The sequence below is a fragment of the Saccharopolyspora antimicrobica genome, from assembly GCF_003635025.1.
Lineage (GTDB): Bacteria > Actinomycetota > Actinomycetes > Mycobacteriales > Pseudonocardiaceae > Saccharopolyspora > Saccharopolyspora antimicrobica.
This window is the reverse complement of sequence record NZ_RBXX01000002.1, coordinates 7394783-7418628: the sequence shown is the minus strand read 5'-3', so window position 1 is coordinate 7418628 and position 23846 is coordinate 7394783. Positions and strand designations below refer to the sequence as shown.

The window sequence follows — 23846 nt, the reverse complement described above, 5'->3', positions numbered from 1 at the left end:
CCGCGAACATCCCTAGTGTCACAAGCGAAAGGAGGCGAAAACATGAGCACACCCCAGGGTGTCGTCGTCGACCGGGCGGTCATGAGCAAGGCGTCCAGCGACTTCGACGACACGGCGACGCGGATCCGCGAGATGATGGCCAAGCTCAACGCCGAGGTGGAGGGTCTGGTCGGCGCGACGCAGAACTTCAACGGCTCGGCGCGGCTGGCCTTCGACCAGAACAAGATGCTGCTCAACGACAAGATCCAGCGCGCGCAGAACGAGCTCACCGTCATCGCGACGAAGTTCAACGAGGTCATGAACCAGCACGCCGGCTTCTCCGAGCAGCAGAGCACCCAGATCAACCAGACCACAGCCGCCCTGCACTCGGGCGGCGGCATCATCGCCGGCCTCAACGGCTGAGCACAGGGGAGCGAGCATGAGCTACGTGGGTGGACCCTCCAGCGACACCGTCGCGATGAACTTCGGCGCGGTCGACAACGCGGGCAGCACGCTGGTCCGCTACTCCGGTTCGATCAGCACCGCGCTCGGCGAACTGGACACCGCGCTGGGCCCGGTGCGCGAAACCTGGTACCAGTCGGGCAGCCAGTCCGGCGCCGACGCCCGCACCGCCGAAGCCAACCTCCGCAGCGCCCTCGGTGAGATGACCCAGATCATCAACAACCTGGGTTCGCTGCTAAGCCGCTCGGCGATGGACGGAGCAGCCCTCGACAATTCGTTGGCGGCGAAGTTTCACTGAGCTGCACTCGTCTTGCGTGGCGGTGCGGGTAGCGGAACCTCAGAGGCTTTCTCGACTCCGGGATCCCGGACTTGAGTACAGACGTGTACGCGGCGTCCGGGCTGTCCTCGCGAGAAAGCCTCTGAGAACCCGCGGCGGTGCCGGTTGGGAGGGTGGGCTATGCGCCTGCGGCGCATGCGACACCTTGCACTCGGTGCCGGTCGTGCGTCGCAGTTGCTGTTCACCGCCGAAAGCGGCTTCGCCGCTTGCCCGATGATGGCTGTTCTGACGACGTGCCTCGTCACTTCGGCTTGCCTTGCGGCTGCCGGTTCCCGCCTTGCCCGGTTCGCGTCCGCGCCTCGTTGCCTGGGCTTTGGTGGTGGGACTGGTTCTGCAGACCGTCGTCCGTGAGTGGTTCGGGGCGTTGTAGCACCCCGAACCACTCACGAACGCCCCGCTTCACCAGATCGGTCCGCTGTGGTCTGCGAGCGGATTAGCCGTGGTACTACGGGTTTTCGGTGGTACCGCCCGAGTTGGTCGCCTTCAACACCGCGGGAAGGGTTGTCATGTCCAGCAATGGATCGTTCGCGATTCATCTGCAGTCGTTGGTGGAGTTCGCCGCTGAGCTCACCACCCAGCTGACCGGGATCGACCGGCCGAACGGGCATCTCGAATCGCTCACCGAGCGGGAACTCCGGCTCGGGGCGTTCAACGAGGCCGGATCGCTGTGGGAGAACCACTTCCTCGCCGTGGCGGAGATGCGCAGCCTGGTCGGGCGCGCCCGGGAGGCCATCGACTTCGCGGAGAAGATCACCGGCACCGTGATGAACGCCTACGAACAGCACGACGACCAGGTCACCTCGTCGCTGTCCGGCCTCGGCTCGGCCGTGCAGTCGGTCGACTTCAGGAGGGCGTGAAGCAGATGCGGGAACCGACGAACTTCTCCGCCTACAGCCACCAGCAGCTCGTCGCGATGCTGCAGTCCGGCGACGACGCCTCGGTGCGACCGGCGGCTGACTCCTGGGACAGCGTGGGGGCCGCGCTGCACGAGCAGGCGGGCAACCTGGAGGCCAAGCTGGCGAAGTTCCAGGAACAGTGGCAGGGCGGCGCCTCCGAGCAGTACCGGGTCATGATCAAGGACCTGGCCGGCGGGCTGCGCCGCATCGCCGACTCGGCGTTCGCCATCCGCGACCGGGTGCACGACTCGGCGGACGCGCTGGCCAAGGCGCGCGCCGAGATGCCGCCCGCGGTCGAGGTGGCCGAACTGCCCGCCGAGACCAAGCAGTGGGCGACCGCCTCGCTGCAGGTGCCCGCCGACGCCTCGCCCGCGATGGTGTCCCAGCTGCGCCAGCGCCAGGCCACCGCGGTGCAAGCGGTGCAGGAGCACCAGCAGGCGAGCGCGGCCGCGGACGCGGCGCACGGCAAGGCGATCGAGGTCATGACCGAGCTCGGCGCGCGCTACCGGGCAGCCGATCAGAGCATGCCGCTGGCCACCCACGCGTCGGTTCCGGGAGTCCCGACGCCGGAGAACGGCTCGGACGGCGATGCCGAGCCCGGCCACGGAGGCGGCGGCGAGGACGCCGGCCAACCCGGCGAGCAGGCGCCGCTGGTGCCGGATCCGCCCGGGAAACAGCCCTCGACACCGCTGTTCGGCAACATGTTCACCGCCGGACTCGCCGCGGCCTCGGCCGCCGGGATGGGACGGCTCGGGACGTTCCGGCCCCCGAAGGTGCCCGACTGGGGCAAACCGAAGAACCCCGAGGAAGAGGAGAACAGCAAGCCCGTCAAACCCATCAGCATGCCCGGCTCGGGAGGGATGTCGCTCGGTGGCCCGAGCGCCGGTGCGGCCGCACCGGTCGCCGCGGCAGGTCTGGGAGGGGCTGCCTCGGCCACCAGCGCGATGGGAACCGCGGGCGTGCTGGGGGCGGCGGCGGGAGCGGCGAACGCGGCAGGCGCAGGCGTCGGGCACATGCCGATGATGCCGATGATGCCGTTCGCCCCGGGGGCGCAGGACATGTCCGGGGCGCGCCGCATCCCGCCGTGGTTGGTGGAGACCGAGGAGGTCTGGGGCGAGTCCTCGGTCGTGACCCCTTCGGTGCTCGGCGCCGACCCGACCGACTGAAGGAGATCCGACCATGCCAGCGCTCACCGATCAGCAGATCGCCCAGCACGCCGCCAACGCCGGGTTCAGCGGCGACGACCTGCAGATCGCCGTCGCCGTCGCGCTCGCCGAATCCAAGGGCGACCCGGCCGCGATCGGCGACGTGTCACTGCAGACCGAAGCCTTCGGCCCCTCGGTCGGCCTGTGGCAGATCCGGTCGGTGAACCCCGGCCACGGCAACGCCTTCGACCGCGCGCACCGCAACGAGGCTGCCAACGCGGACCCGGCGACCAACGCCCGCAACGCCTACGCGATCTTCCGCGAGCACGGGTGGGGCCAGTGGTCGACCTACACCGAAGGGCAGTACCGGCGGTTCATGGACCGGGCGCGCAACGCGACCTCCGGCGGCGGTGCGGTCCGCGCCCGGCAGGCCTCGAACAGCAGCGGATTCCAGGGCGAGATCGCGAAGTTCTTCGACGCCGCGGCCAAACTCGTCGAAGGAACCCGGAAACCGCTGCTGAACGCCTCACAAGCGCTCAGCCACGGCGCGGCGTCGCAGAACGCGTTCGGCAGGGTGCAGGCCTCCGCCGCGGCCGCCGGCGCGCACCAGGCCAACATCTCGAGCACCTGCGAGAGCACCCGCCGGGCGCTGGCCGCCGACCAGAAGTTCCGCGACGACCTGGACTGGGCGGCGCGGATGATCCGGCAGCACGACGACCGCGCCGCACACGCCCAGCAGGGCCAGCGGACCCTGATCGACCAGGTCTGAACCTTCTGAGGAGACAAGGACATGACGCGGTTCGCGGTGAACCACACCGCCCTCGACACGGCGGCGCAGTCGCTGCCCGACCAAGTGGCGGTGCTCGGAGAAGCCCGCCGCCACCTCACCGCGCGCACGCTGAGCACGAACGCGTTCGCGAACGTGCCCGGATCGCAGCACGCCCAGGCCGGGCACCTCGGCAACATCCAGGCGGGCGAGGAGAACCTGCGGGTGTCCTCCGGCCGCCTGAGCGGGATGATCGACGGGATCAAGGCGTCGAACGCCGCGGTCCGCCGGTGGGACGCGCAGAAGGCCGCCGAGATCAAGAAGCTTAACCCGGACCTGGTCGTACCGGTCCTGAACGGGGGAGCGGGCAGCTCCATCGCCGAGCGCAACTCCGCCAGCCGGGCCCGGATCGAGCTCGCGCGCGACGCGGCCGAGGAGGAGATGCGCAAGCTGCAGGGCAGTGTCGGGCCGGTCAACCGCGAGGCGGAGATCCAGCAGCTCCGGGAGAAGATCGCCGCCTACGACGAGATCCTCAACAGCAACACCCAGATCCTCAGCTTCGACGGGGACGGCCGGATGGTGGCGCTGGTCGGCAAGCTCGACGCCGACACCCGGTCGGTGGCGGTGCTGGTGCCCGGCATGAACACCGGGGTGGAGGACTTCGCCCGCTACACCGAGACCGTCGGCAGCTACACCCAGGCCGACACCAGCGGGCGCACCGCATCGGTGCTGTGGATGAACGGCGACTTCCCGCAGGGACTGATCCAGGCCAGCGGCGCGGGGGCGTCGCAGGAGATGGCGCCGCGGCTGGCCGACTTCGTCAACAACGACCTGCGGCCGCAGCTGGGCGAGGACGCCAAGGTCACCGTGATCGGGCACAGCTACGGCGGAGCGATCGTCGGCCTGGCCGACGCCGCGGGCATGCGGGCGGACAACGTGGTCCACGTGGCCTCGGCCGGCATGGGCTCGGGCGTCACGGAACTGACCAACCCGTACCCGGAGAACCGGTACTCGGTGACGATGGAACGTGACCCGATCCAATGGGCGCAGGGCCGCGCCCACGGGCCGGACCCGGACGACTTCCCCGGCGTGATCCCGCTGCCCTCCAGCCGCGACAACGACGGCTGGTTCCTGCCGGACGTGGGTTCGCACAGCAGCATCCTGGCGCCGGGCACGGACTCCTGGAACGACATCAACAGCGTGGTCAACGGATCCATCCACAACTCCCAGGTGCTGCACTGAGCGCGCACCTCCCCAGAACCGGCCGCTGAGCGATAATCCCCCGTCGCTCAGCGGCCTTTCCACACTGTAGGTTCGTCCGGTGACGAGGTAGCCGGAGCAGTGGAGCGCGAACGTGCAGTCGTCCCGACAAGAAGCCGGCCGGCTGGTTCGTAGCTTCTACTTGCTGGAAGAGTCGATGTACGTCAACGGTGCAGCCGGGTACTTCCGGCCATACGCCGACAAGGACGAGCTGCACGCCCGGCTGCGCACCAAACTCGCCCGCCCGGACTTCCTGCTCGGCGAGAGCGTGAACATCTGGACGGTGCAGCAAGGACAGCTGGTCGCGGGCCTGGACGTCACCGAGTTCGTCCACGTCGAGCTGCCGACCGGCACCATCACCGTGCACGAGCTCAACCAGCACTGGCAGGACCCGCTGGAAGCCGATCTCGCCCTCGACTGGACCGGCATCGCAGCCGCGCTGCCCACCCTGGAAGCGCCACTGGCAGCACCAGGTGATGAGGACTTGGCCGTGCGGTTGGACGGCCCGCACCCCGCACCGGACGTCCCCTCCTACATCGATTCCTTGGTGGAGGAGGAGCCCACGTCGGAATGGGCGGAAACCCTCGACTACGGGCGGACCCGCACCCTCTGATCAGGTGTCGGAGCCGGGACGCCAGCGGCGTGCCCGGCCCAGCCGGATGGTTGCCCGCGCGACCACCGCCAGAGCTGCCGTCGCGATGCCGAGCAGGGCCAGCCAGCCCGACAGCGGGGAATGGTCGGGCAGCGGTGGCGGACCCGCGGCCGGGCGCACCGTCGGTGCTTCGGGCGCAGGTGGCGGAAGTTCCAGTGCCGACGGGTCATCGGCGAGCTCGGTGGTCACCGCAGAACGCACGTTCAGCACACCCCAGCCCAGACGGGTGTCGTAGCCGTTCGGTGGCCGGCTGGCGGTCCTGGCCAGGCGATCGGCGACCTGCTTCGCGTCGAGCTCGGGGCGGTAGGAACGCACCAGAGCCGCGGCACCGGCGACGTAGGCCGCGGAGAACGCCGGGAGATCGACACCCCAGCGGTGCCCCAAACCACGCGCACCGGCCGAAATGCCGACCAGATCAGCACCGGGCGCGGCGATCGACAGGTGATCGCCGGCCTCGCCCTGCACCGCCGCACCGGATTCGTCGAGCGCGCCGACCGCCAGCACACCCGGGAGATCGGCCGGGTACGAGCGGGCCTCCGGTTCGTCGCCCACAGCGGGGGAGACGACCACTGCGTTGCGGGACAGTGCATCGCGCACCGCCGCCTCCAACGCCGGGCTCGTGCTCGATGCGGGCACGGCGACCAGCACGACCGTGGCACCGGCGTCCACTGCGCGCCCGATCGCACCTGCCAGCGCGTTCGGAGAAGGCGCACCTCCACCGGTGGTCGTCTCGGTGTACCTGATCCCGAGCAGCCGGGCTCCCGGTGCCATCCCGGCGAAAGCCGTGTCCGGAACCTGCTGCGCACCCACGATGCCAGCGGCGAACGTGCCGCGGCCGTCGCAGTCACCGAGATCCGAACCCGGCACCACCTGGCCCGGCGCGAACTGCGCGTTGCCCGCGTCGATCCCGGTGCCGACGACCGCCACCAGCTGCCCGGAACCGTCGGCCAGCGGCCACGTCTCCGACGCATCGGTGAGCCGCTGCGCCCAGCCCATCGATTCCGCGTACACCCCGGCCGGGGACGCGCACTGCGCTGAGGCAGCCGGGGCGACGACGAAACCGCTGACCAGCACGGCGGCCACGAGCGCGGACCTCACGACTGCGGAACCCACAACGTGACCTGCGTGCCCCAGTCCGGACGGGACTCCACCCGCGCCGAACCGCCGACCTCGGCCATCCGCGCCTTGATCGACTCCGCGATGCCGAACCCCGGCTTGCGGTCCGGGTCGAACCCCGCACCGCGGTCGCGAACGGTCACCGAGATCCCGCCATCGCGCTCCGCCACCCGAACTTCCGCCCGATCGGTGCCGCTGTGCTTCAAGGTGTTCCGCAGCGCCTCGCCCGCGGCATCGCGCACCGCGGTCCGCTGCGGCGCCGACAGCGTGTCGTCCACCTCGGCGCGGATCAGCTCGGCGCGCAGCCTGCTGCGCGACAGGTCCTCGATCAGCGCGACCAGCTCGGGCCCCAGCCGTGCGCGGCCGGCGGCGGGAGCGGCGGCCATGTCCCGGCGGATCAGCGCGGCCTGCTCCTTGGCGGCCTGGCGCAACTCGGCGAGACGGGCCGGAGCCGCGCTCACATCCGACCTGCTGCCCAGCGCGAACGCCTCCAACGTCGGCAGAACCCGGTCGTGCAGGTACCGGTTCAACACGTCCCGCTCGCAGCGGCGACCGTGCCGGTAACCAGCGCGGTGCGCGAGCCGGACGCTGAGCACCAGCAGCACCATCAAGCAGAGCGAAGCGACGAGGATCATCACGCGGATCTCCCGGACGTCAGGCCGACAAGCGGTCGGGGGCCGAGCAGGTGGCGAAACCGTGCTCGATCGCATAAGCGGTCAGCGCGGGGCGGCGGCGCAAGCCGGTCTTGTCCCGGATCCGGTCCAGGTAGGACCGCACGGTGCGAATGCTGATCCGCAGACCAACCGCGATGTCCTGGTCGCGTTCCCCCGCCGCGAGCCTGGCGAGGACCTCGGCCTCGCGGTGCGAGAGATCGATGCGGGCACCCGGACTGCGCTTGAGCGGAGCCGCTTCGAGCACGACGTCCGCCAGCTTCGACGCGACGTGACTGCGCCCGGCCGCGACCTCCCGGACGGCGTGCAGGATCTCCTCGCCATCGGCGTCCTTGCCCAGGAATCCCCGGGCCCCGGCCAGCATCGCGCCGAGCACCTCGGCACGATCGGTCTGCGCCGTCACGACCAGCACCGGGTGCCCTCGGCGCACCATCTCCATCACCGCGGCGGCGCCCCGCACCCCCGGGATCCCGAGATCCAGGACGACGATGCTGCCCGGCCACCGGCTGCGCGCGGCGAACTGCGCGACCGACTCCGCGACCGCGTCCACCACGATGTCCGGGGCCTCCTCGAGCACCCTGGTCACCGCTGCCCGGTACAGCGGGTGGTCCTCCACCACCCCGACTCGAATCCGCTCGGTCTCCACCGGCTTCTTCCTCCCCGTCGGACTTCCGCATGCGACGCTATCGAGGTCCGGCCACCTGCGGTGGTGGCTGTTCGTACCCCATTGACAGATCGAGCCTGCGGCACCGGTGGCGCCTACCGATCACAGGTCAGAGCTCGTCGGCGCGCACCAGACCGTCCTGGATCGCGCGGGCCACCAGCGCTGCCTTCGTCGGGGCCTCCCGGCCGACGTTGGCGTACTTCACCCGGACCCGCTCCAAGCAGGAGTTCACGCGGTGCACGGTCAGGTTCAACCGGCGCGCGACCATCTCCTTGGACTCGCAGTGGAACCACTCCAGCAGCACCTCGGCCTCCCGAGGCGACAACCGGGGGCGGTGCGGGCGGTCGTCGGTGCCGAACGCACCGGACAACGACGGCGGCAGGTACGGGGTGTTGCCCGCCGCCGCCTGCACCGCCGCCACCAGGTGATCCTCTCCCTCGGCCTTCGTCAGGTAGGTGAACGCACCGATGTCCAGGCAGGTCAGCACGGTCTCCCGGTCCGCCCGCATGCTGTAGATCACCACTTGGCGCCCGGCGTCCACCAAGCGCTTGAGGTCGCCGTACGCCGGGCCGGTGACGTCGAGCTGCAGGTCGAAGATCACCACGTCCGCGGTCGCGCCGGGTTCCAGCCACGCCACCGACACCGCCGGGCCGGAATCGAGCACCTTGATCGGCGGATCGGCCAGCCCGCACCACGCGCGGACCCCCGCCACCACCGCGGGATGGTCGTCGACCACCACTACCGTGATCACCTGCGTACCTCCCACGTCGCCTCGATCCAGACCCGGCCGCCGTCGACCACCGCGGATGTCGCCACATCCCCGTCGGAGTGCGGGAGCGCGGGTTCGAGCGCCTCGGCGATCACGCTGACCGTGACCGCATCCTCCGTGCCCGCCACCGTCAACCGCACCGTGCCGGTGGCCGTTGCCAGCGCGGTGACCGCGGGTTCGGTGAGCTTGCGGCGCACGTCCTTGGGGATCTCCGGGCGTTTGCCGGTCGCGGCGAAGCGCACCGAAAGCCCCTGCCGCTCGGCCAGTTCGATGCACGCCCGCAGCTCGTGCAGCAGCGGATCGGGCACCGAGGCGTCCTCGGCGAACAGGCGCCGCATCTTGGCCGCCTCCACCGAACACCGCCGCCGCACCGAATCGTCGCCGGGATCGAGGGCACCCGAGGCCAATCCGGACAGCAGCGGCACCGTCGTCGTCTCCAGGTCCGCGTACCGGTCCTTGCGGTCCCGGTGCAGCTGCCGCGCCACTTCCTCGGAGGTCCGCAATTGCTCCTCCTCCCGGGCCACGCGTGCTGAGGACACCGCCAGGGCGCGCAGCACGACCGAGATCACGCCCACCGAGAGCTGGTAGGAGACGATCAGCACGGTCGCGTTCACCGAATCGGCGAACGTGATCGCCGCGTCACCGGCCAGGCCGACCTGCGCGAAGGTCACCACGTACTGGGCGATGAGCGTCGCGGCGAAGACGAGCAGCCTGCAGTCGAGCAGGAACAGCACCAGCGTCCAGCCGGCGTCGCCCTCCGACCAGTGCGCGAAACCGAGCAGGTCCTCGGGCCGCACCGACGCGGTCCCCAGCACGGACAACCCGAAGACGACCGCGATCAGCGGCCAGCGCCAGCGGCCGATCGACCGTCCCCGGCGCAGCGCGACCAGCACCACCAGGGTCAGCACCACGAACCCGCCCCAAGCGGCGAACTGGGCTGCCATCGGCCGGTAGGCCTCGGGGTGGGTCAGCAGCTTCGGCAGGTCCAGCAGGAACAGGATGACGAGGTTCATCACCACCGCCGCCCACTGCAGCCCGCGCAGGAAGCGGGCCGCGATGTTCTCGGCGTCGCCGCCGAGATCCTCCGGCGCGCCCAGCGGGCAAGCCATCCGCACCCGGGTCCCGCAGCCGGGGCTGCTGGTCACCTCTGCGCTGCCACCGGTGCGGCGCATGCGCTCGACCAGCGAACGCGTCACGCCGTAGCGGTGGCAAGAGATGCGATCCGGGTCGAATCCGAGCCCGTCATCGACGACTTCGACGACGACGTCGTCACCATCACGGGAGACGATCACCTCAGCGCTGTCGGTCCCGGCGTGCCGCACGACGTTGGTCAACGCCTCGCGCGTCCCGTGGCACAGAGCAGCAGCCTCGACTGTCGGCACCACCAGTTCGCCGGGAGCGGTCACGTGAACTGTCAACGGGGTCCTGGCGACGGTGTCGCGCAGCATGCCCACCAGATCGACATCGCCGCCGGAGACCACGGAGCGGCCGCGGATCACCTCAAGATCGCGGCTGGACTGCTCGGCGAGCCAGGCCTGCTTCTCGTGCACCACGCCGGCGCCCACCATCAACAACGTGGCCGAGGCGGTGTCGTGCAGCGCCGCCAAGTGCTCGCTCTCATCAGTCCGGCGCGCCTCGGCGACCGCGGCCTGGCGGCGAAGCCGCTCACCGCGGGCGACGTGCTGATCAGCGGTCTGGGCGCTGCGCCGCACCAGCAGGTACAGCCATCCGGAGAGGGTGGCCTCCATGAGCATCCACAGGTGGATCGGCGCCGCGGTCAGCCAGTGGTCGGGCATGGCCAGCGCGGTGCCGACCAGGTGCGCGGCGGTGATCAGCGGGATCGCCGCCGCCAGCGCCCGCACCCCGATGTGCCAGGGGTAGGCGACGAGGATGACCGCGGCTGACACCCGAACCCAGGTGGTGCCCTCCGGGCCGGAGTCGATCGGCGTCGTCCAGGTCTGCGTGATGCAGATCGCGCACACCACCAGCACGTCCACGGCCACCGGCCAGCGCCCACCGATCCGGGTCATGCAGATCGCGTAGGTGACGTTCCAGGCGTTGAGCGCGACGACGATGAGGACGGCCAATCCAGGAGACAGCTCGGTCTCCATGACGAGCGAGGCCAGGCTCGCCATGGCCACCACGACCGCCCGCACCCACACCGCGTAGTGCAGTCCCAGGTGGACGAGCCCGCGTTCGGCCGACCCCATCAGCCCGCGATCACCTGCCGGGCCCGGCCAGGATCGAGGGCCGTGCCGGTCGGGAACAGTGCGAGCACGGAGGCGGGTGCGCTGTGCCGCGGCAGATCGCCGTAGCCGAGCGCGGAGACCGCCTCGTCGCCCGGGATCGGGTACTTCAGGCCGGTGTCGGTGATGAGGTAGAGCGCCGCGGCGTCGGTGACGATCGCGCCGGATCCACCGGGGACGTAGACCTCGTTGGCGGTCTCCGGGGTCGGCGCGGCCACCGGGATCCGGCGCGACGGCAACTCCCAGCCGAACGTGACGTGCCCGTCGGAGGTGCAGACCGTGGCCGTTCGGCCGGGCGCCACTGGTTCCGGGCGCTGTGCCGGGTATCCGTCCTCGCGGTTCGGGGATCGCGGGACGCCCCCGATGTCGGCCGTGGCGACCTCGATCCGGTGGGGGCGCTCGCCAGGGTAGGCGGCGGCGGTGCCCGCTGCTCCGAGCACCAGATCCGCCTCGGTCTCGGTGATCACGGCCAGGCCATCGCGCTGGACCAGGTAGTACTCGCCGACCTCGGACACCAGGACCTGCCCGACCAAGCGGGGCTCTGAACCCACCTGGACACCGGGCGCGCCTGCTCCGGGCACCTCGATGGGGCTCAGATCCCGTCCGGCCGGGAGTGCGTTCAGCCAGGCCTGCGTCACCAGGACGTCTTGAGCTCCGGCGTACCCGAGGGCGACCAGGGCGCGCTCACCGTCCAGGCGGTGGCGCTGTCCTCCGGTCACCAGGAACCGTTCTCCGGAGGGGAGTCGTGCGAGCAGCGCCCGGCTCTCGGTGCCACCGGCCTTCGGTCCTAAGAGGATGGTGGTGATCGGTGCGTCGCCGTGCCGGTCGACCCGGGTGCACGTGGTCCACGAGCCGTTGAGCAGGCGCTCCGGGCGCGGCAGCGAATCGGGTGCACCGGCGATGCCGACGGCCGCACCCCGGGGAGCACCGGACAGCGACTTCGCGGGCACGGTGACGGTCTTGGCGCCGTCACCTCCGGCGAGCAACCGCGCGGAGGCGTAGTTGAGCACCGGGTGCAGCAGGCCGTCCTCACCCAGGACGAACCTGGTTCCGGTCTCCTTCTCGATGATCACCTGGCCGCCTTGCCGCCAGGCCTCCGCGCGCGTCGGGGCGAGCAGGCCGATGACACCGAACACCGCGGACACCAGGAGCGCGACCGCCAGCCCGAGCGCGGTGCCGAGCACGACGCGTTTGGCCGGCGCCACCGGGTGGTTGGCGTCGGCGGAAACGAGCGCGGAGACCAGCCGACGTCGCAAGAACCGGTAGGCCTGGATCTGATCTCGCTGTGTCCACACCTCGTGACCCCCGTACAGAGCATCTGATCGATGCGATCGTACTCAGCGGTACGACCTTTTTGTACGTGCTGGGTAACATTCGCCAATCTCGCAGCGATAGGACGTATTCCGTTCCTCGTATCGTTGCGGAAAGGTGACCGCGGTGCTCTGACGGTATTTTTACCGTCTTGGGCGTCGGCGGTTCAGGCGCACGCTGATGAGTCCGCCGGGCCGCCCATGGCCCGCCGGAGGATGTCGTTGTGCTCGCTGCCCGTAGGACGGCCACCCGGTCTCGGCCGGCCAGACGGGTCCACTGTGGATGGTGGGGTGAAGACCGGTCGGCCCTCTTCCAGCCGGATCGTCCAGCGCTGGCTGTGGACCGCCCGGTGGTGGTGCCCGCAGAGCATGACGAGGTTGTTCAGCTCGGTCGCGCCGCCGTCGATCCAGCTCGTCAGGTGGTGCGCTTCCGGGGTGCCCGGCGGGCGGTCGCACGACGGGAACGCGCAGGTGTCGTCGCGCAGGAGCAGTGCCGCGCGGAGGTGGGGCGGCGCGGTGCGTTCGGCGCGGCCGACGTTCAGCGGGAGGTTGTCGCTGCCGAGGACGACCGGCAGCACTTCCGCGTCGCAGGCCAGTCGGCGCACGTTCTCGGCGGTGATCGGCTGGCCGGTCGCGGTGAGCGTGCCCGGCAGCCCGTCGCTGCCGAGCGCGCGTGCGAGGTCGTTGAAGTCGATGGTCACCGCGATGTGCGGGCGCTGTCCGCCGGGCCGGGGCAGCTTGTCGGAGACGATGGCGATGTCCAGCAGCGCGTCGAGCGCATCGGCGTTGCGCTGCGCGGGCGAGCGGGGGTCGAGCTCGCCGTCGGTCGTGGGGCGCGGGGCCGCGAGCGGTTGCAGGACGGCCCGGAATTTGGCCCCGGTCTCACGGTCGAGGCGGGCGTTGATGACGGTCATGCCGTCGGCGGCGATGCCGTAGTTCAGCTCGCGGATGACGCGTTGGGTTTCTTCCTCGCAGTAGGCGCCGTCCTGGTCGAGGTGGTAGCGGGTCCGCTCGACCAGGCGGGAGAGCTGGTGCGGGGAGTGCTCGGCTGCGCAGCCGGCGAGCATGGTCTCGGCCTGCTCCAGCTCGGCGGCGGTGCTGATCGGCGCCAGCCGGCGGATGCCGTCGGCGATCACGCGGGCGTGCGGCACGGTGATCGTGCCGGATGCGATGGCTCGGGCGGTGGCCGGGAGCTCGGCGGGCACCGGGGTTCCCTCGGGAGTGGTGCGCTCGGTGGCCAGACGTGCCACCATCGCCCGGCTTTTCGCCTCGCCGCCGGCGATGTTGAGCATGCTCTTCAGCCAGGCCTCGGTGCTCCGGGCGCTCTGCGCGGTGGGGAGTCCGCGGTCCTCGGCTTCGGCGATGGCTCGCAGTTGAACGGCCATCGCGGCCCGCATCGAGGCCTCGGCGTCGCGGATCGCGGCGAGCAGCTCCTCGTCGGAGCGTGCGGCAACCGCCGGGTGAGTGTCCACACCCGGATCGGAGATCACCGCCAGCCCGTCCATGGGAACGACTATCCACAGCGGAAAACAATTCTTCATCGCTCGATCAGGTGGCAAGACGCCGCAATACCAGGGCTTTCAACGTGATAGGTGAACTTTCCGACGCGATGCCAAGGAATTCCAAGCGAAGGGCGCAACGACACGCCGAATTGACCGCGGTTTTCCTGAAAAGAAATCGGCGTCGAAATGGCAAGTCGCCCAAGGTTGATGCCTTGAGCGGCTGAACGTCAGCCAGGCGTCGCGCTCGTGCTGGCGGCGAGCAGCGCTTGCGCTGCGGCCTTCGCGTGCTCGAGGCAGTCCCTGTCGTTGAGCGCCATGGAGCGGCTGGCCGCGCCGTCGACCAGGACGGCCAGCTGTTCGGCCAGGGCGGTGGGATTCGTCGCGCCCAGCGCGCTGGTCAGCTCGGTGAGGCGGGTTGCCAGGCGGCGCTTCTGCTCGGCGGCGAACTCGTGGACCGGGCTCGCCGGGTCGGGGAATTCGGCTGCCGCGTCGATGAAGGGGCAGCCGCGGATCGGTTCGTGGCCGGGTGCCGCGAACAAGGCGAGGATGCGCTCCTCGGGGGTGAGGTCCGTGCGGTCGAACACGCCCTCCAGGGTGCGGCCGGACTCGACGAGCTCCCGGAGGTGGCCGACCACGAGGTCGTCCTTGGTGGGGAAGTGCGCGTACAGGGTGCGCTTGGAGACCGGGGCGGCGGCGGCCACCTGTTCCATGCTGGTCGCGTTGATGCCCTGTGCTTCGAAGAGCGCGTTCGCCGCGGCGAGGATGCGCTCGCGCCCGCCTCGTCCTTTGCGGCGCTGGGGCGCCTGCTGCTCGGCCACCCGCTAAGTGTACAGGGCCGTGTACTTAACGAGCTCCCGTGTGCTAGCGTGCCGCAATGTAAACGTAAGCGTGTACTTAGGTGGGTGTTCCACCCACCGGAAACCCAGCGAGGAGCACCGAAGTGACCACCATGGCCGAACACGCCGAAGAGCTGATCCGGAGCAGGCGAGCGGTGCGCTCGTTCCAGCCGGACGCGGTGCCCGACGAGACGCTGCGCGCGATCTTCTCCCTGGCGGGCGCGGCTCCCTCGAACTCCAACACCCAGCCCTGGAACGTCGAAGTGCTCAGCGGCGCGGCGCGCGACCGGCTGAGCGAGGCGCTGCTCGCCGCGCACGCCGAGCAGCGCCTCTCCGTGGACTTCCCGTACCGGGAGGAGCTGTACAGCGAGGTGCACAGGGCGCGCCGGGCCGCTTTCGGCGCCACGATGTACGGCGCACTGGGCATCGGCCGTGCGGACCACGAGGCACGTGACGCCTTCCAGGCCGAGAGTCTCCGATTCTACGGAGCGCCGCACGTGGCCCTGCTGCTCGCGCCGTCCAACGCGGACGAGCGGATGGCCGCCGATATCGGCATCTACGGGCAGACGCTGATGCTGGCGATGACGGCGTACGGGGTCGCCAGCTGCCCGCAGGGCATGCTCGGCTTCTACGGCGACGTGGTGCGCGACTGCCTGGGGATCAGCGAAGGCAAGGTCCTCTTCGGCATTTCCTTCGGCTACGCCCGGGATTCCGCGGCCGTCAACCACATCGAGACCGGACGGGCAGCGCTCGGCGAGACGACGCGCTTCCACACGTGACCGCCCTCAGTTCCGCCTGAAGAACTCGATCAGGCTCACCGCCACGTGCTTGCCCTCGGTGAGGCCGGTGGCGCCCTGGAACTCGACGCGGACCCGCTTGACGTCGCTGACCCCGATGTTGACCTGCTGCGGGTCCGCATGGTCGGCCAGCTGCACGATCCGCGTTTCGGCACGCCCGTCGACACTGGTCGCGGTGATGTGCGCGGACGTCGGTCTGGCCTGGGTGTCGAACAGCTCGGCCTTGTTGGACGGGCCGATCGTCACCAGCATGCTCACCAGCCGGAACGGCTGGTCGAAGTCGAATTCGATCCATGCGTCGGGACCCGGGGCGCCCCAGTACTCGCCGTTGACCACATCGATCGCGTTCGCGGCCGGATGACCGGGTAGCTCCGCGCTGGCGGTGGTGTGCACCGGGCCGATGCGGGCCGTGTCGGAGGTCTTGTCGAGGAAGTCCTGCACGGCGTACTCGCCGAGCGGGTAGAGCAGGACGCCGCCGATCACCAGGACCAGCAGCGCGCAGAGGACGATCAGCCGGCGCAACACCTTGTGCCCGTCGAAGTTCCGGGCGCGGCGGGTGCGGCGCGGCGTCTTCTCCGGTTCGGCAGCGGGGGCCAGCGGCTGTGCGCAACGGCGGCAGAACCGCCGACCAGGTGGGTTGGGTGTGCTGCACGCGGGGCACGGCGGGCCATCGGGAGCGGCTTCCTCCGCCGGTGCGGTCGACTCGGGCCGTGGCGCGACCGGGACCGCCGGCTGCACGGCCGCGGGTTGGTCCGGGTCGGACGTCCCGGCGGGAATGCGTTGGGTTGGGGCCTCGGCGGCCGGTGCTGTCTCATCGGCCTCCGGGCCCCATCCCAGATAGGTGCCGCACGTGCCGCAGAAGTCGTCATCGCGGGCGACCTGCGCACCGCACGTCGTGCAGGAACGCATCGCACTACCCCCTCTCCTGCTGCGGTGGCCCGGGAAGCACCTCGACGGAGCAGCCGAGGTGCACCGGGCACACCGAGTTCACCAACGTCACGACCTGCTGGCGGTCGACTTGCGAACGGCCCGGCCAGACCTGGATCACGGCGTGGGCGGTGGCAGCGCCGGGGAGGGCGTTGCCCGGCCGGGTGGACCAGGTCGCCCCGGGCCCGTCGAGCACGCGAGCGTGCACGCCCGCGCACAGCCGGAGCAGGTCCACCAGTCCGCGCGCGGTGCCCCGCCAGCGGTGCAGTTCGACGGCTCGCAGGAGCAACACCCGGCGCAGGGCCGGCGGCCACGGCGGGTCGAGGTCGGCCGCCACCCACTTCGCCAGCCAGGACGTGAAGTCCTCGGGCGCCACCCGCGGGTCGAAGTAGTGCGCGATGTTGTCCAGAGTGGACAGTATCGGGGCGAGAACGGCGTCCAGCCCCGATGTCAGCCGCTGGGCGAAGTCGTCCCCGGCGTACATCCCCGGGAGCAGGTCGCCCAGCGGGTAGCGGCTGGTCAGGTCGGGGACCTCCCGGCGGCTCATCGCGGCGCCCCGCCTTCGGCCGCTCCATCGGGTTGCACCAGCACCTGGTGCTGGTGCGAGAAGACCAGTGCGTGCGCGGCCAGTTCGACGCGGTCCACCGGCGCTCCCCGCTGCCCGGTGATCGGATCGGCGGGGAACATCCGGACCTCGTCGATCAGCTCGACGCCTTCGACCCGCTGCAGCACGGCGTAGACCTCGCCGAGCTGCACCGGCCGCCCGAACGGCCACCCGGTGCCGTCGATGCCGCCGCGCAGCGGGTTGAGGTAACCGTAGAGCGCGTCCAGGGTGCCCCGGCGCACCCGCGTCGGGTCCGATCGTCCCGCGCGCATCCGCGCCACCACCGTGATTCCCTGGTAGAAGGGTGGTTCCACGATCAACCGGGTGCCGAGCAGCCTGCGCTCGTCGAGCCTGGCGGCGATCGCGGCCAGCATCTGCTCCGCCGGGATCAGCTGCTCGAACCGGATCCGGTCGCCGACATCGGCCACGGCGTCGGGCACCACCAGGACCCTCGCCGCCCCGGGCTCGTTGCGCGCCCCGGCGGGCAGGCAGTGGATCCTGGCGGCGGCCGGGGCCGCCTGTCGCGCGATCAGTTCGTAGTCCTCGGCGGTGACGGCTCGTTCCTGCACCCGGAGCTGGTGCGGCGCGCGCACTTTCGCCTCGTCGACGGTCTCCCCGTCGACCCCGCCCGCTGCCGCTTCGCGGTTCTCGACATCGGTGATGTAGGGCACCGAGCTGCGCAGGACCGAGATCGCGCCGCGCGCCACGTTGCCGGCTCGCCCGCCGCCGGTGCGGTAGCTGGGCACCCTGAGCTGGGCGCCCCGCGCAGGTACCGCACCGTAGCGGCGCAGCGTTCCGTCCGCGGCGCGCACGGCCGGTGGGAAGCCGAACTCGCCGTTGGTCGGGTCCAGCGTCACGTGCCGGTCGGTGGGGCCGGAGTCGCCGAAGTGCTCCACGACGTGCCAGTCCTCCCAGCCCTCGCCGTCGGCGACCTGCACCACCACCGGTTCGCCGTCGGTGAGCACTGGAGCCCGGTCGAGCCGGAACCGCTGGCCCGCCACGCCGGCGGACACGCCCAGCGGCGCGTCGGTCACCGTCTCGGCGTGCTCGACCGCGGTGATGCCGCCGATCGTGAACGCCTCCGCGACCCGGACGGTCGGCGACTCGGAGTAGAAGGGCTGGCCGTCCTCAGGGGCGACGACGCGGCAGCGCAGCCAACCGGCGCGCGCCCCGGCCACCACCGAGGGAGCGTGCCCGGCGGGCACGTGCACCACCACTTCGCCGGGCCGATTGAGCCCACCGGTGGTGTCGTCGAAGACCTGGCACTCGGCCCAGCCGACCCCGTCCCACGACTCCCACACCAGCGGGGGCTGCCGCGGGTCGACACCGATGCCCTCCACCTGGCTGTCCAACCGCAGCACCACCACGCAGCGGGGGACCGCGTTGCTCAACCCGAGCAGCATCGCGTCGCCGACCGCCGGTTCCGGCTGGAAGCACGGCACGTCCTTGTTCGCGTCCAGGTCGTCGGTCCGGTTCGCCTGCTCGCCCGAGGCCGAGATCGTCACCAGCGCGGTCAGCTCGCACGGCACGATGGGCAGCTCCTCGGTCGTGGCGAAGACGACCGCGTCACCGGTCTCCGAACGCGCGGTGGCGACCTCGGTGCCGCGCGGCAGGAGCACCACCTCGGGTTGTGCCGCCGACAGCCAGAACGTCACATCAGCCCGGGCCGCCGCGGGCGGGAACAGGCGGATTCCCAGCAGTTCCAGGAAGGCGAGGTAGTTCTTCTCCGGCACCCGGTTCAGCCGGTAGACGAGCTGGTCCACCATGTGCGCGAAGGTCTCGATGAGCGTCACGCCCGGGTCGGAGACGTTGTGGTCGGTCCACTCCGGGGCTCGTCGCTGCACGTGGCGCTTGGCCTCGTCGACGAGGTCCTGGAACCGGCGGTCGTCCAGGTTCGGCATCGGCAGTGACATCAGCTCGCGTCTCCCGGCTCACCGCTGCGCGGAATCGTGTAGAAGGGGAACACGAGGTTCCGGGGATCGTTGGTGGCGCGCAGGGTGTAGTGCACGTCGATGTAGAGCACGCCGTCCTCGACGCTGTCGAAGGCGATTACGACGTCGGACACCTCGATCCGGGGTTCCCAGCGGCGCAGCGCGCTGCGCACCTCGTGGGCGATGCGCCCGGCGGTCGCGCCGTCGCTCGGCGCGAACACGTAGTCGTGGATCCCGCAGCCGAACTCCGGGCGCATCGGCCGTTCACCGGGTGCGGTGCCCAGCACGAGGCGGATCGCTTCTTCGATCTCCTGCTCCCGCTCGACCATGCCGATGCCGCCGGTCGCGTCGACGCGCAGCGGGAAGCCCCAGCCCCGGCCGATGAAGCGATCGCTCACGCCCCGCCTCCGATCTGCACGTTCATCGCGCCGAGGACGATCTGCGCGCCGCAGGTGGTCTTGTCCCCGACGCGGGCCGCGGGCAGGCCGCCGATGAGCACCGCACCGCGACCTCCCGGCGGTCCGGGCAGCAGCACGTTGCCGGGCCCCAGCACGGCGTGGTGCGGTATCGGGCACACGTGCAGACTTCCCGTCACCGCAGCGGGTTTGCCGCCGATGAGCACGGTGGCCACCTTCGCGGCGGCGGCCGGCGGTGGGGTGCCGACGGCACCGCCGTGGGCGGTCTGGTCGCCGATCCGGGCGGCTGGTGGCATCGCGGGAACTCCTCTCGCTCGCTGGGTCGCGGGTTCTAGTTGATGTGGACCATGGCGCCTCGCAGCGTCGCCCTCGCACCGCCGTCGATCTCCACGCCGGTGCGGCCGTTGACCGACACCGACCTGCCGGACAGGGTGATGTCCCCGGTTCCCGCGTCGAGCTCGATGCCGCCGGCGGTGAGCTTCACGGAGCTGAGCACCCGCCGCCCGCCAGGGCCGCGCACGCTGATCTCGATCGTGTTCGCCTTCTCGTCGAACCTGATGTCCAGCCGCTTGTCCCCGCTGGCCAGGCGGATGCCCGGCGGGCCGGTGGCCGAGTCGATCAGCTCCAGCCGGTGCCCCTTGCGGGAGACCAGCGAACGCCGGTTGACCTTGCCGCTGGTGCGGTCCACCAGCGGCAGGTCGTGCGGCGACGGGCTGTCCCGGCCGTTGTAGAGCCCGCCGAGCACGTACGGCCGGTCGAGGCTGCCCTGCTCGAAGCCCACCAGGACCTCGTCGTTGACGTCTGGGCTGAACACCCCGCCGCCGCCCTGGCCGCCGAGCTGCACGGTGCGGACCCAGTCGGTCACGTAGTCGGGATCCAGCCAGGGGAACTTCAGCCGCACCCGGCCGCGCTCGCCCCGGCCCTCCTCCTTGATGTCGGTGACGATCCCGGTGGCCAGACCGGGCATCCGCGGGCCGCGGGCGGCGCAGGCACCGGCGGCCAGGCCTGCCAGCGACCGGTCCGGGGAGGAGCTGACCAGCACCGTGGTGCGATAGCCCTGACCGGGTTCGAGCACGTGGTGCACCGCCGTCGCGGTGTACTTGCCGGAGAACGCGCTCCCGACGTTGCCCAGGGCGACCGGTGTCCCGGCTCGGAGCTTCGGGTCGCCCTCGGCCACCGCCTCGAACTCCCCGAACCCCGCGCGCATCGATTCGGCCAGCGAGCGCGCCGCCGCGGCGGCTTCGGCCTGCGTGCCGTACGGCGTGTCGGCGACGAGCAACCGCGCCTTCCCGCCGAACTTGCGCGTAGCGCTCGACGCGGTCAGGCCCGGCCGCACGGTGTCGCTGGTCGCCGGGGATTCCCTGGCCAGCAGCGGGCTCTTGGTGGCCACGTTCCAGCCGCGCACCTCGACCGAGTCGACCTGGTCGGCGGCGGTGAGCGCGGCGCGCAGCGCCATCAGGTTGCGGCCGTACTCCAGCACGAACGGGCTCCTGGCCGCCGAGGTGGTCGGGGCGGGCGCGCCCGATGCCGGGTCGAGCGCTGCGAAGTCGACGGTGCCCTTGCCGTCGACCCGCACCACGACGCCGTGCTCCTGGGCCAGGTCCTGCAGGAACTCCCAGTCCGAGACGTTCGCCTGCGACAGCTGCGGGTAGGTGATCGGCTTCGCCTCGATGCGGCCGGGGCGCAGCCCGGCGCCGGTCACGACCTTCCGCACGATCGCGGTCGCCGTCATGTTCCGGAACGCGACGACCTTGCGGCCCCGCATCAGCCGGTGCGCCTTGCTGGTGGCCCGCACCACGGTGAACGAACCGGTGCCGTCGGAATCCAGCTCCAGCGCGGTGACCTCGCCCGCGAACAGCTCCTCCGGTGCCCGGCTGCCGGTGGTGACCACCGAGACCGCCAGCGGGGCGCCGATGGTGATGCCGGTCGCGGTGAGCAGTTCGTGGTCCGGGTCCCGGAAGGTCAGGGTCGCGGTGTCGGGAAGCCCGACGTTCTCGTCCACCACGCAGCCGGTGAGCTGCTTCTGCCAGGCGGGCGGCAGCGGCCCGCCTGAGGTCACGACCGGGTCGGCGGCGATGGACCGCCCGGCGCCGGCGCCGCCCATCACGCACCGCCCGGCGCGTCTTCGAGGGCCGGGACCAGCAGCTCGGTTCCGGGAACGAGGACCATCGGGTCGTCGATGTCGTTGGCCTCGGCGATCACCCGCCACTGGCCGGCGTCGCCGTACTCGTGCCAGGCGAGCTGCGGCAGGCTGTCCCCGGCGACGACCCGGTGCGTGCGGCGGGCGTTGTCCGAGCCCGACGTCGGGTTCTGGCCCGGTGTGTCGGCGCCGGCCTCGTCGATGCTCAGCGAGCAGGTGGCGCGCAGCGGCTTGCCGTCGACGTCGAACAGCGAGTAGTCGACCGAGAAGCTCGACAGCACCCCGTCGAACGAGGTCGTCTTGGCCGTGCCCCACTCGAGCCGGACCCACGGGCTGGCGGGCTTCTTCGCCGCCAGGCTCTTCGGGGTGGGCACGCAGGCCAGCATCAGCTCCTCCACCTTCGCCTCCACCGAACCGTCGTGGGTCGCGGTGGCGTCGAGGAACACTTCGAGCGACAGCGAGCGCGGGCCGCTGCCGACGAACTCGGGCAGCGCCGATTCGCTGGCCATCCGGGTGGGCTTGCGCCGCCACTCGGTGCTCTTGGTCAGCGACAGCCGATTCGGGTTGAACTGGAACTTGACCCGCTTGATCGTGCCGCCCGGCTTCGCGCCGACCTGCGCGGGCGGCTCCATGATCAGCAGTGCGGCGCGGGCGAGGTTCTTCCCCGGTGCGGTGGCCATCACGCGGGTTCCAGTCCTTCGTGGGCGATCTCCAGCGTCTCGACGGCGGCCTCGGCGCTGCCCGGGTCGAACGACGGTCCCTGCCAGCTGACCGGCACGATGCCGAGGACCTGCCACCGGGCGATCGGGGTGAGGTCCGGTTTCAGCGCGACGATCTCGCCGTTCTTGCGCTCGGTGCGCCGGATGGTCTGCGCCAGCCACCGGGAGATCTTGGTGGTGTCCTTGGTGACCGGCCGGGTGAGGGTGATGTTGGACCAGGTGATGCGGGTGGGCAGCTGCCAGCTGAAGCCGTTGTTGCCGCCCTCGGCGAACTGCTCCACCTCGACCTGCGCGCCGAGCCCGCTGCAGGTGTGGAACCTGCCCAGGTCGTCGCCGGCGATGGTCAGCCGGAAGAACACGCTGGATGCGAAGATCTCCTGCGGCACCGACAACTCTCCTTCCTAGCGGCGGCGGTCGTGCAGCCGCCCGATCCGTTCCCTGCCGTGCCGGAACTCGGCGCGCAGCAGCCGCCCGACGGGCTCGATGAGCCGCCGGGCCAGCTCCTCGACATCGGGTTCGCCCCTGGTGCCCGCGTCGTCCTGCTGCCGTGCCGGGGCCGGTTGCGCGTCCCGCTGGACGACGGTGACCGGCACTCCGGCGGGGATTCCCGGAACCCGGATGCCCGGTTGCCCGCTCGGCCGGTCGACGGACGTGGTCGCGCGCTGCACCGTCGTCACCGGAGGTGCTGGTGTGTGCGGTTCCTGGACCTGCCTGCTCACCGGCGGGGCGTCCAGCGGCTGCGTCGGGCGAGGTGTTGAAAGGCGGGCGCGTTGCACTTCCACCGGACTGCGCTGCACGGACGTGACCGGGTCCGCGAGAGGCGGAACGGCCCGCAACTGTGCCACCGGTGGGGTCCGGTGGACGGCCGCAGGGGTCGGCTCTCGAACGGTGCTGGTGGTGAGCTGTCGTGTTCCCAGCAGCGGCCGGACTCGCTGAACGTGCGATGCGGGCGTGCCAAGACTCGTTGGTACGGCATCGTCCGACCGCGCCCGGCGCTGGACAGGGGCCGTCGCGGTCTGTGCCGGACGAGGTGACTCGGTACTTCCCCGAGTCTGCGCCGCGATGCCTTGCGGGAGCCGCTCGGTCGATGGCACCGGAAGCGGCTCTTCCGCTGCCCTGGACAGCTCAACGCTGCTGGTGACCTCTCCGCTCGGGAGCGGAATTCGCTGCACAGCAGCGGTGTCCTGGATCAGCGGGGCATCGGACCTCGACAAGTCCGCAGACGCGAGTGTTCGGGGATCAGGTGTTGCCCGGGGCGAGTGCTCACGTTCCTTCGCTTGCCGCGAGCCGCTGGCCAGCTCCGGAATCCGAGCAGCATGGGGATGATACTGCCGCTGCGCCACAAGGGATTCGGTGTTCGATGGAGCGGCCACACCGCGCGGATTCTCCGAAGTGTGCTGGGCAACTGGCTGTTCGGGCTCGGAAGCAGGTGTTCGTTGCACGACTGGATGCTCGGCACCTCGTGATTCGGGCGCGCGGCTCGGAAGTTCCGAGCTTGCCGATCCTTCAGGCTCAGCGTGGGGAGTTCGCTGAATCACCGGGTGCTGTGCATCAGACAGCACGGGCCTGGCCTGGTGGACTTCCGGATCCGTCGAAGAGCCTCCGGCATCGGGTAGGCGCGTTCGGCGTTCGGCGTGGTTTTCCGGGGAGATCGCCGAATTCCGGGATACAGGGGGAGAACTTGGTCGAACCACCGGATGC

General features: G+C 70.9%; 25 protein-coding genes. 8 read left to right on the top strand and 17 right to left on the bottom strand.

Annotated elements, in window-relative coordinates; genetic code table 11:
* The first annotated feature begins 42 nt into the window (after positions 1 to 42).
* The 7 genes from ATL45_RS35155 (at position 43) to ATL45_RS35125 (ending at position 5458) form a co-directional block, all read left to right on the top strand.
* Positions 43 to 402 (top strand): WXG100 family type VII secretion target, encoded by a 360-nt coding sequence (locus ATL45_RS35155; RefSeq protein WP_093147030.1) that lies wholly within the window; start codon positions 43 to 45, stop codon positions 400 to 402.
* Positions 403 to 418: 16 nt separating this feature from the next.
* On the top strand, positions 419 to 739 hold the full coding sequence (locus ATL45_RS35150; protein ID WP_093147028.1) for a hypothetical protein: 321 nt from the start codon (positions 419 to 421) through the stop codon (positions 737 to 739).
* A gap of 545 nt (positions 740 to 1284) precedes the next feature.
* Positions 1285 to 1635 carry a hypothetical protein gene (locus ATL45_RS35145; RefSeq protein WP_093147027.1) on the top strand — a complete coding sequence of 117 codons (351 nt, stop codon included), beginning with the start codon at positions 1285 to 1287 and terminating at the stop codon, positions 1633 to 1635.
* Positions 1636 to 1640: 5 nt separating this feature from the next.
* Entirely contained in the window at positions 1641 to 2840 is a 1200-nt protein-coding gene (locus ATL45_RS35140; RefSeq protein WP_439332506.1) for a WXG100 family type VII secretion target, read from the top strand.
* A gap of 13 nt (positions 2841 to 2853) precedes the next feature.
* A complete protein-coding gene (locus ATL45_RS35135) occupies positions 2854 to 3588 on the top strand; it encodes a transglycosylase SLT domain-containing protein (RefSeq protein WP_093147024.1) in 735 nt (244 codons plus the stop codon).
* Positions 3589 to 3609: 21 nt separating this feature from the next.
* Positions 3610 to 4827, top strand: a complete 1218-nt coding sequence (locus ATL45_RS35130) for an alpha/beta hydrolase (RefSeq protein ID WP_093147023.1) — start codon at positions 3610 to 3612, stop codon at positions 4825 to 4827.
* A 112-nt stretch (positions 4828 to 4939) separates the two neighbouring features.
* Complete coding sequence (locus tag ATL45_RS35125) at positions 4940 to 5458, top strand: hypothetical protein (RefSeq protein ID WP_143121560.1); 519 nt, start codon at positions 4940 to 4942, stop codon at positions 5456 to 5458.
* Here the strand turns inward: ATL45_RS35125 and ATL45_RS35120 are convergent, their stop codons facing one another.
* The 8 genes from ATL45_RS35120 to ATL45_RS35085 all read right to left on the bottom strand — a co-directional run bounded on the left by ATL45_RS35120 (position 5459) and on the right by ATL45_RS35085 (position 14593).
* Entirely contained in the window at positions 5459 to 6595 is a 1137-nt protein-coding gene (locus ATL45_RS35120) for a S8 family serine peptidase (protein ID WP_246025730.1), read from the bottom strand.
* The gene (locus tag ATL45_RS35115) at positions 6592 to 7248 is read right to left on the bottom strand and encodes a sensor histidine kinase (protein ID WP_246025901.1); all 657 of its coding nucleotides are present in this window, start codon (positions 7246 to 7248) and stop codon (positions 6592 to 6594) included. Before ATL45_RS35115 ends, ATL45_RS35120 begins: the two co-directional genes overlap by 4 nt.
* A 19-nt stretch (positions 7249 to 7267) precedes the next feature.
* On the bottom strand, positions 7268 to 7930 hold the full coding sequence (locus ATL45_RS35110) for a response regulator (RefSeq protein ID WP_093147020.1): 663 nt from the start codon (positions 7928 to 7930) through the stop codon (positions 7268 to 7270).
* 127 nt (positions 7931 to 8057) lie between these two features.
* Entirely contained in the window at positions 8058 to 8699 is a 642-nt protein-coding gene (locus ATL45_RS35105; protein WP_374703868.1) for a DNA-binding response regulator, read from the bottom strand.
* Complete coding sequence (locus tag ATL45_RS35100; protein ID WP_093147019.1) at positions 8696 to 10927, bottom strand: sensor histidine kinase; 2232 nt, start codon at positions 10925 to 10927, stop codon at positions 8696 to 8698. Before ATL45_RS35100 ends, ATL45_RS35105 begins: the two co-directional genes overlap by 4 nt.
* Positions 10927 to 12258 carry a type VII secretion protein EccB gene (eccB, locus tag ATL45_RS35095; protein WP_093147018.1) on the bottom strand — a complete coding sequence of 444 codons (1332 nt, stop codon included), beginning with the start codon at positions 12256 to 12258 and terminating at the stop codon, positions 10927 to 10929. The genes ATL45_RS35100 and eccB overlap by 1 nt, the downstream gene beginning before the upstream one ends.
* Before the next feature lie 182 nt (positions 12259 to 12440).
* The gene (locus tag ATL45_RS35090) at positions 12441 to 13778 is read right to left on the bottom strand and encodes an HNH endonuclease signature motif containing protein (RefSeq protein ID WP_093147017.1); all 1338 of its coding nucleotides are present in this window, start codon (positions 13776 to 13778) and stop codon (positions 12441 to 12443) included.
* A 224-nt stretch (positions 13779 to 14002) separates the two neighbouring features.
* Positions 14003 to 14593: a TetR/AcrR family transcriptional regulator gene (locus tag ATL45_RS35085; protein ID WP_093147016.1), complete on the bottom strand. Its 591-nt coding sequence runs from the start codon at positions 14591 to 14593 to the stop codon at positions 14003 to 14005.
* Between the two features lie 131 nt (positions 14594 to 14724).
* On the opposite strand from ATL45_RS35085, the gene ATL45_RS35080 reads away from it, so the two are divergent.
* Positions 14725 to 15390, top strand: coding sequence for a nitroreductase (locus tag ATL45_RS35080; protein ID WP_177241918.1), 666 nt, complete (start codon positions 14725 to 14727; stop codon positions 15388 to 15390).
* A 6-nt stretch (positions 15391 to 15396) separates the two neighbouring features.
* Here ATL45_RS35080 and ATL45_RS35075 read toward each other — a convergent pair whose 3' ends face one another.
* Genes ATL45_RS35075 through ATL45_RS35035 form a run of 9 tightly spaced genes read right to left on the bottom strand, consistent with a single transcriptional unit; the run spans position 15397 to position 22927 of the window.
* Positions 15397 to 16317: an NADase-type glycan-binding domain-containing protein gene (locus ATL45_RS35075; RefSeq protein WP_093147014.1), complete on the bottom strand. Its 921-nt coding sequence runs from the start codon at positions 16315 to 16317 to the stop codon at positions 15397 to 15399.
* A 4-nt stretch (positions 16318 to 16321) separates the two neighbouring features.
* Positions 16322 to 16882 (bottom strand): phage tail protein, encoded by a 561-nt coding sequence (locus ATL45_RS35070; RefSeq protein ID WP_093147013.1) that lies wholly within the window; start codon positions 16880 to 16882, stop codon positions 16322 to 16324.
* Positions 16879 to 18852 (bottom strand): putative baseplate assembly protein, encoded by a 1974-nt coding sequence (locus tag ATL45_RS35065; protein WP_093147012.1) that lies wholly within the window; start codon positions 18850 to 18852, stop codon positions 16879 to 16881. The genes ATL45_RS35070 and ATL45_RS35065 overlap by 4 nt, the downstream gene beginning before the upstream one ends.
* Entirely contained in the window at positions 18852 to 19268 is a 417-nt protein-coding gene (locus tag ATL45_RS35060; RefSeq protein ID WP_093147011.1) for a GPW/gp25 family protein, read from the bottom strand. Before ATL45_RS35060 ends, ATL45_RS35065 begins: the two co-directional genes overlap by 1 nt.
* A complete protein-coding gene (locus ATL45_RS35055) occupies positions 19265 to 19582 on the bottom strand; it encodes a PAAR domain-containing protein (protein ID WP_093147010.1) in 318 nt (105 codons plus the stop codon). The genes ATL45_RS35060 and ATL45_RS35055 overlap by 4 nt, the downstream gene beginning before the upstream one ends.
* Before the next feature lie 35 nt (positions 19583 to 19617).
* Positions 19618 to 21390 (bottom strand): VgrG-related protein, encoded by a 1773-nt coding sequence (locus ATL45_RS35050; RefSeq protein ID WP_093147009.1) that lies wholly within the window; start codon positions 21388 to 21390, stop codon positions 19618 to 19620.
* A complete protein-coding gene (locus ATL45_RS35045) occupies positions 21390 to 22106 on the bottom strand; it encodes a CIS tube protein (RefSeq protein WP_093147008.1) in 717 nt (238 codons plus the stop codon). The genes ATL45_RS35050 and ATL45_RS35045 overlap by 1 nt, the downstream gene beginning before the upstream one ends.
* Positions 22106 to 22531: a phage tail protein gene (locus ATL45_RS35040; RefSeq protein WP_093147796.1), complete on the bottom strand. Its 426-nt coding sequence runs from the start codon at positions 22529 to 22531 to the stop codon at positions 22106 to 22108. Before ATL45_RS35040 ends, ATL45_RS35045 begins: the two co-directional genes overlap by 1 nt.
* 15 nt (positions 22532 to 22546) lie before the next feature.
* A complete protein-coding gene (locus tag ATL45_RS35035; protein WP_143121559.1) occupies positions 22547 to 22927 on the bottom strand; it encodes a hypothetical protein in 381 nt (126 codons plus the stop codon).
* Between the last annotated feature and the right edge of the window lie 919 nt (positions 22928 to 23846).

Excerpts from the sequence above, each read along its gene's own strand:
- ATL45_RS35155 (WP_093147030.1), top strand. The coding sequence starts at position 43 with ATGAGCACACCCCAGGGTGTCGTCGTCGACCGGGCGGTCATGAGCAAG.
- ATL45_RS35150 (WP_093147028.1), top strand. The coding sequence starts at position 419 with ATGAGCTACGTGGGTGGACCCTCCAGCGACACCGTCGCGATGAACTTC.
- ATL45_RS35145 (WP_093147027.1), top strand. The coding sequence starts at position 1,285 with ATGTCCAGCAATGGATCGTTCGCGATTCATCTGCAGTCGTTGGTGGAG.
- ATL45_RS35140 (WP_439332506.1), top strand. The coding sequence starts at position 1,641 with ATGCGGGAACCGACGAACTTCTCCGCCTACAGCCACCAGCAGCTCGTC.
- ATL45_RS35135 (WP_093147024.1), top strand. The coding sequence starts at position 2,854 with ATGCCAGCGCTCACCGATCAGCAGATCGCCCAGCACGCCGCCAACGCC.
- ATL45_RS35130 (WP_093147023.1), top strand. The coding sequence starts at position 3,610 with ATGACGCGGTTCGCGGTGAACCACACCGCCCTCGACACGGCGGCGCAG.
- ATL45_RS35115 (WP_246025901.1), bottom strand. The coding sequence starts at position 7,248 with ATGATCCTCGTCGCTTCGCTCTGCTTGATGGTGCTGCTGGTGCTCAGC.
- ATL45_RS35100 (WP_093147019.1), bottom strand. The coding sequence starts at position 10,927 with ATGGGGTCGGCCGAACGCGGGCTCGTCCACCTGGGACTGCACTACGCG.
- ATL45_RS35090 (WP_093147017.1), bottom strand. The coding sequence starts at position 13,778 with ATGGACGGGCTGGCGGTGATCTCCGATCCGGGTGTGGACACTCACCCG.
- ATL45_RS35080 (WP_177241918.1), top strand. The coding sequence starts at position 14,725 with ATGGCCGAACACGCCGAAGAGCTGATCCGGAGCAGGCGAGCGGTGCGC.
- ATL45_RS35075 (WP_093147014.1), bottom strand. The coding sequence starts at position 16,317 with ATGCGTTCCTGCACGACGTGCGGTGCGCAGGTCGCCCGCGATGACGAC.
- ATL45_RS35070 (WP_093147013.1), bottom strand. The coding sequence starts at position 16,882 with ATGAGCCGCCGGGAGGTCCCCGACCTGACCAGCCGCTACCCGCTGGGC.
- ATL45_RS35065 (WP_093147012.1), bottom strand. The coding sequence starts at position 18,852 with ATGTCACTGCCGATGCCGAACCTGGACGACCGCCGGTTCCAGGACCTC.
- ATL45_RS35055 (WP_093147010.1), bottom strand. The coding sequence starts at position 19,582 with ATGCCACCAGCCGCCCGGATCGGCGACCAGACCGCCCACGGCGGTGCC.
- ATL45_RS35050 (WP_093147009.1), bottom strand. The coding sequence starts at position 21,390 with ATGGGCGGCGCCGGCGCCGGGCGGTCCATCGCCGCCGACCCGGTCGTG.
- ATL45_RS35045 (WP_093147008.1), bottom strand. The coding sequence starts at position 22,106 with ATGGCCACCGCACCGGGGAAGAACCTCGCCCGCGCCGCACTGCTGATC.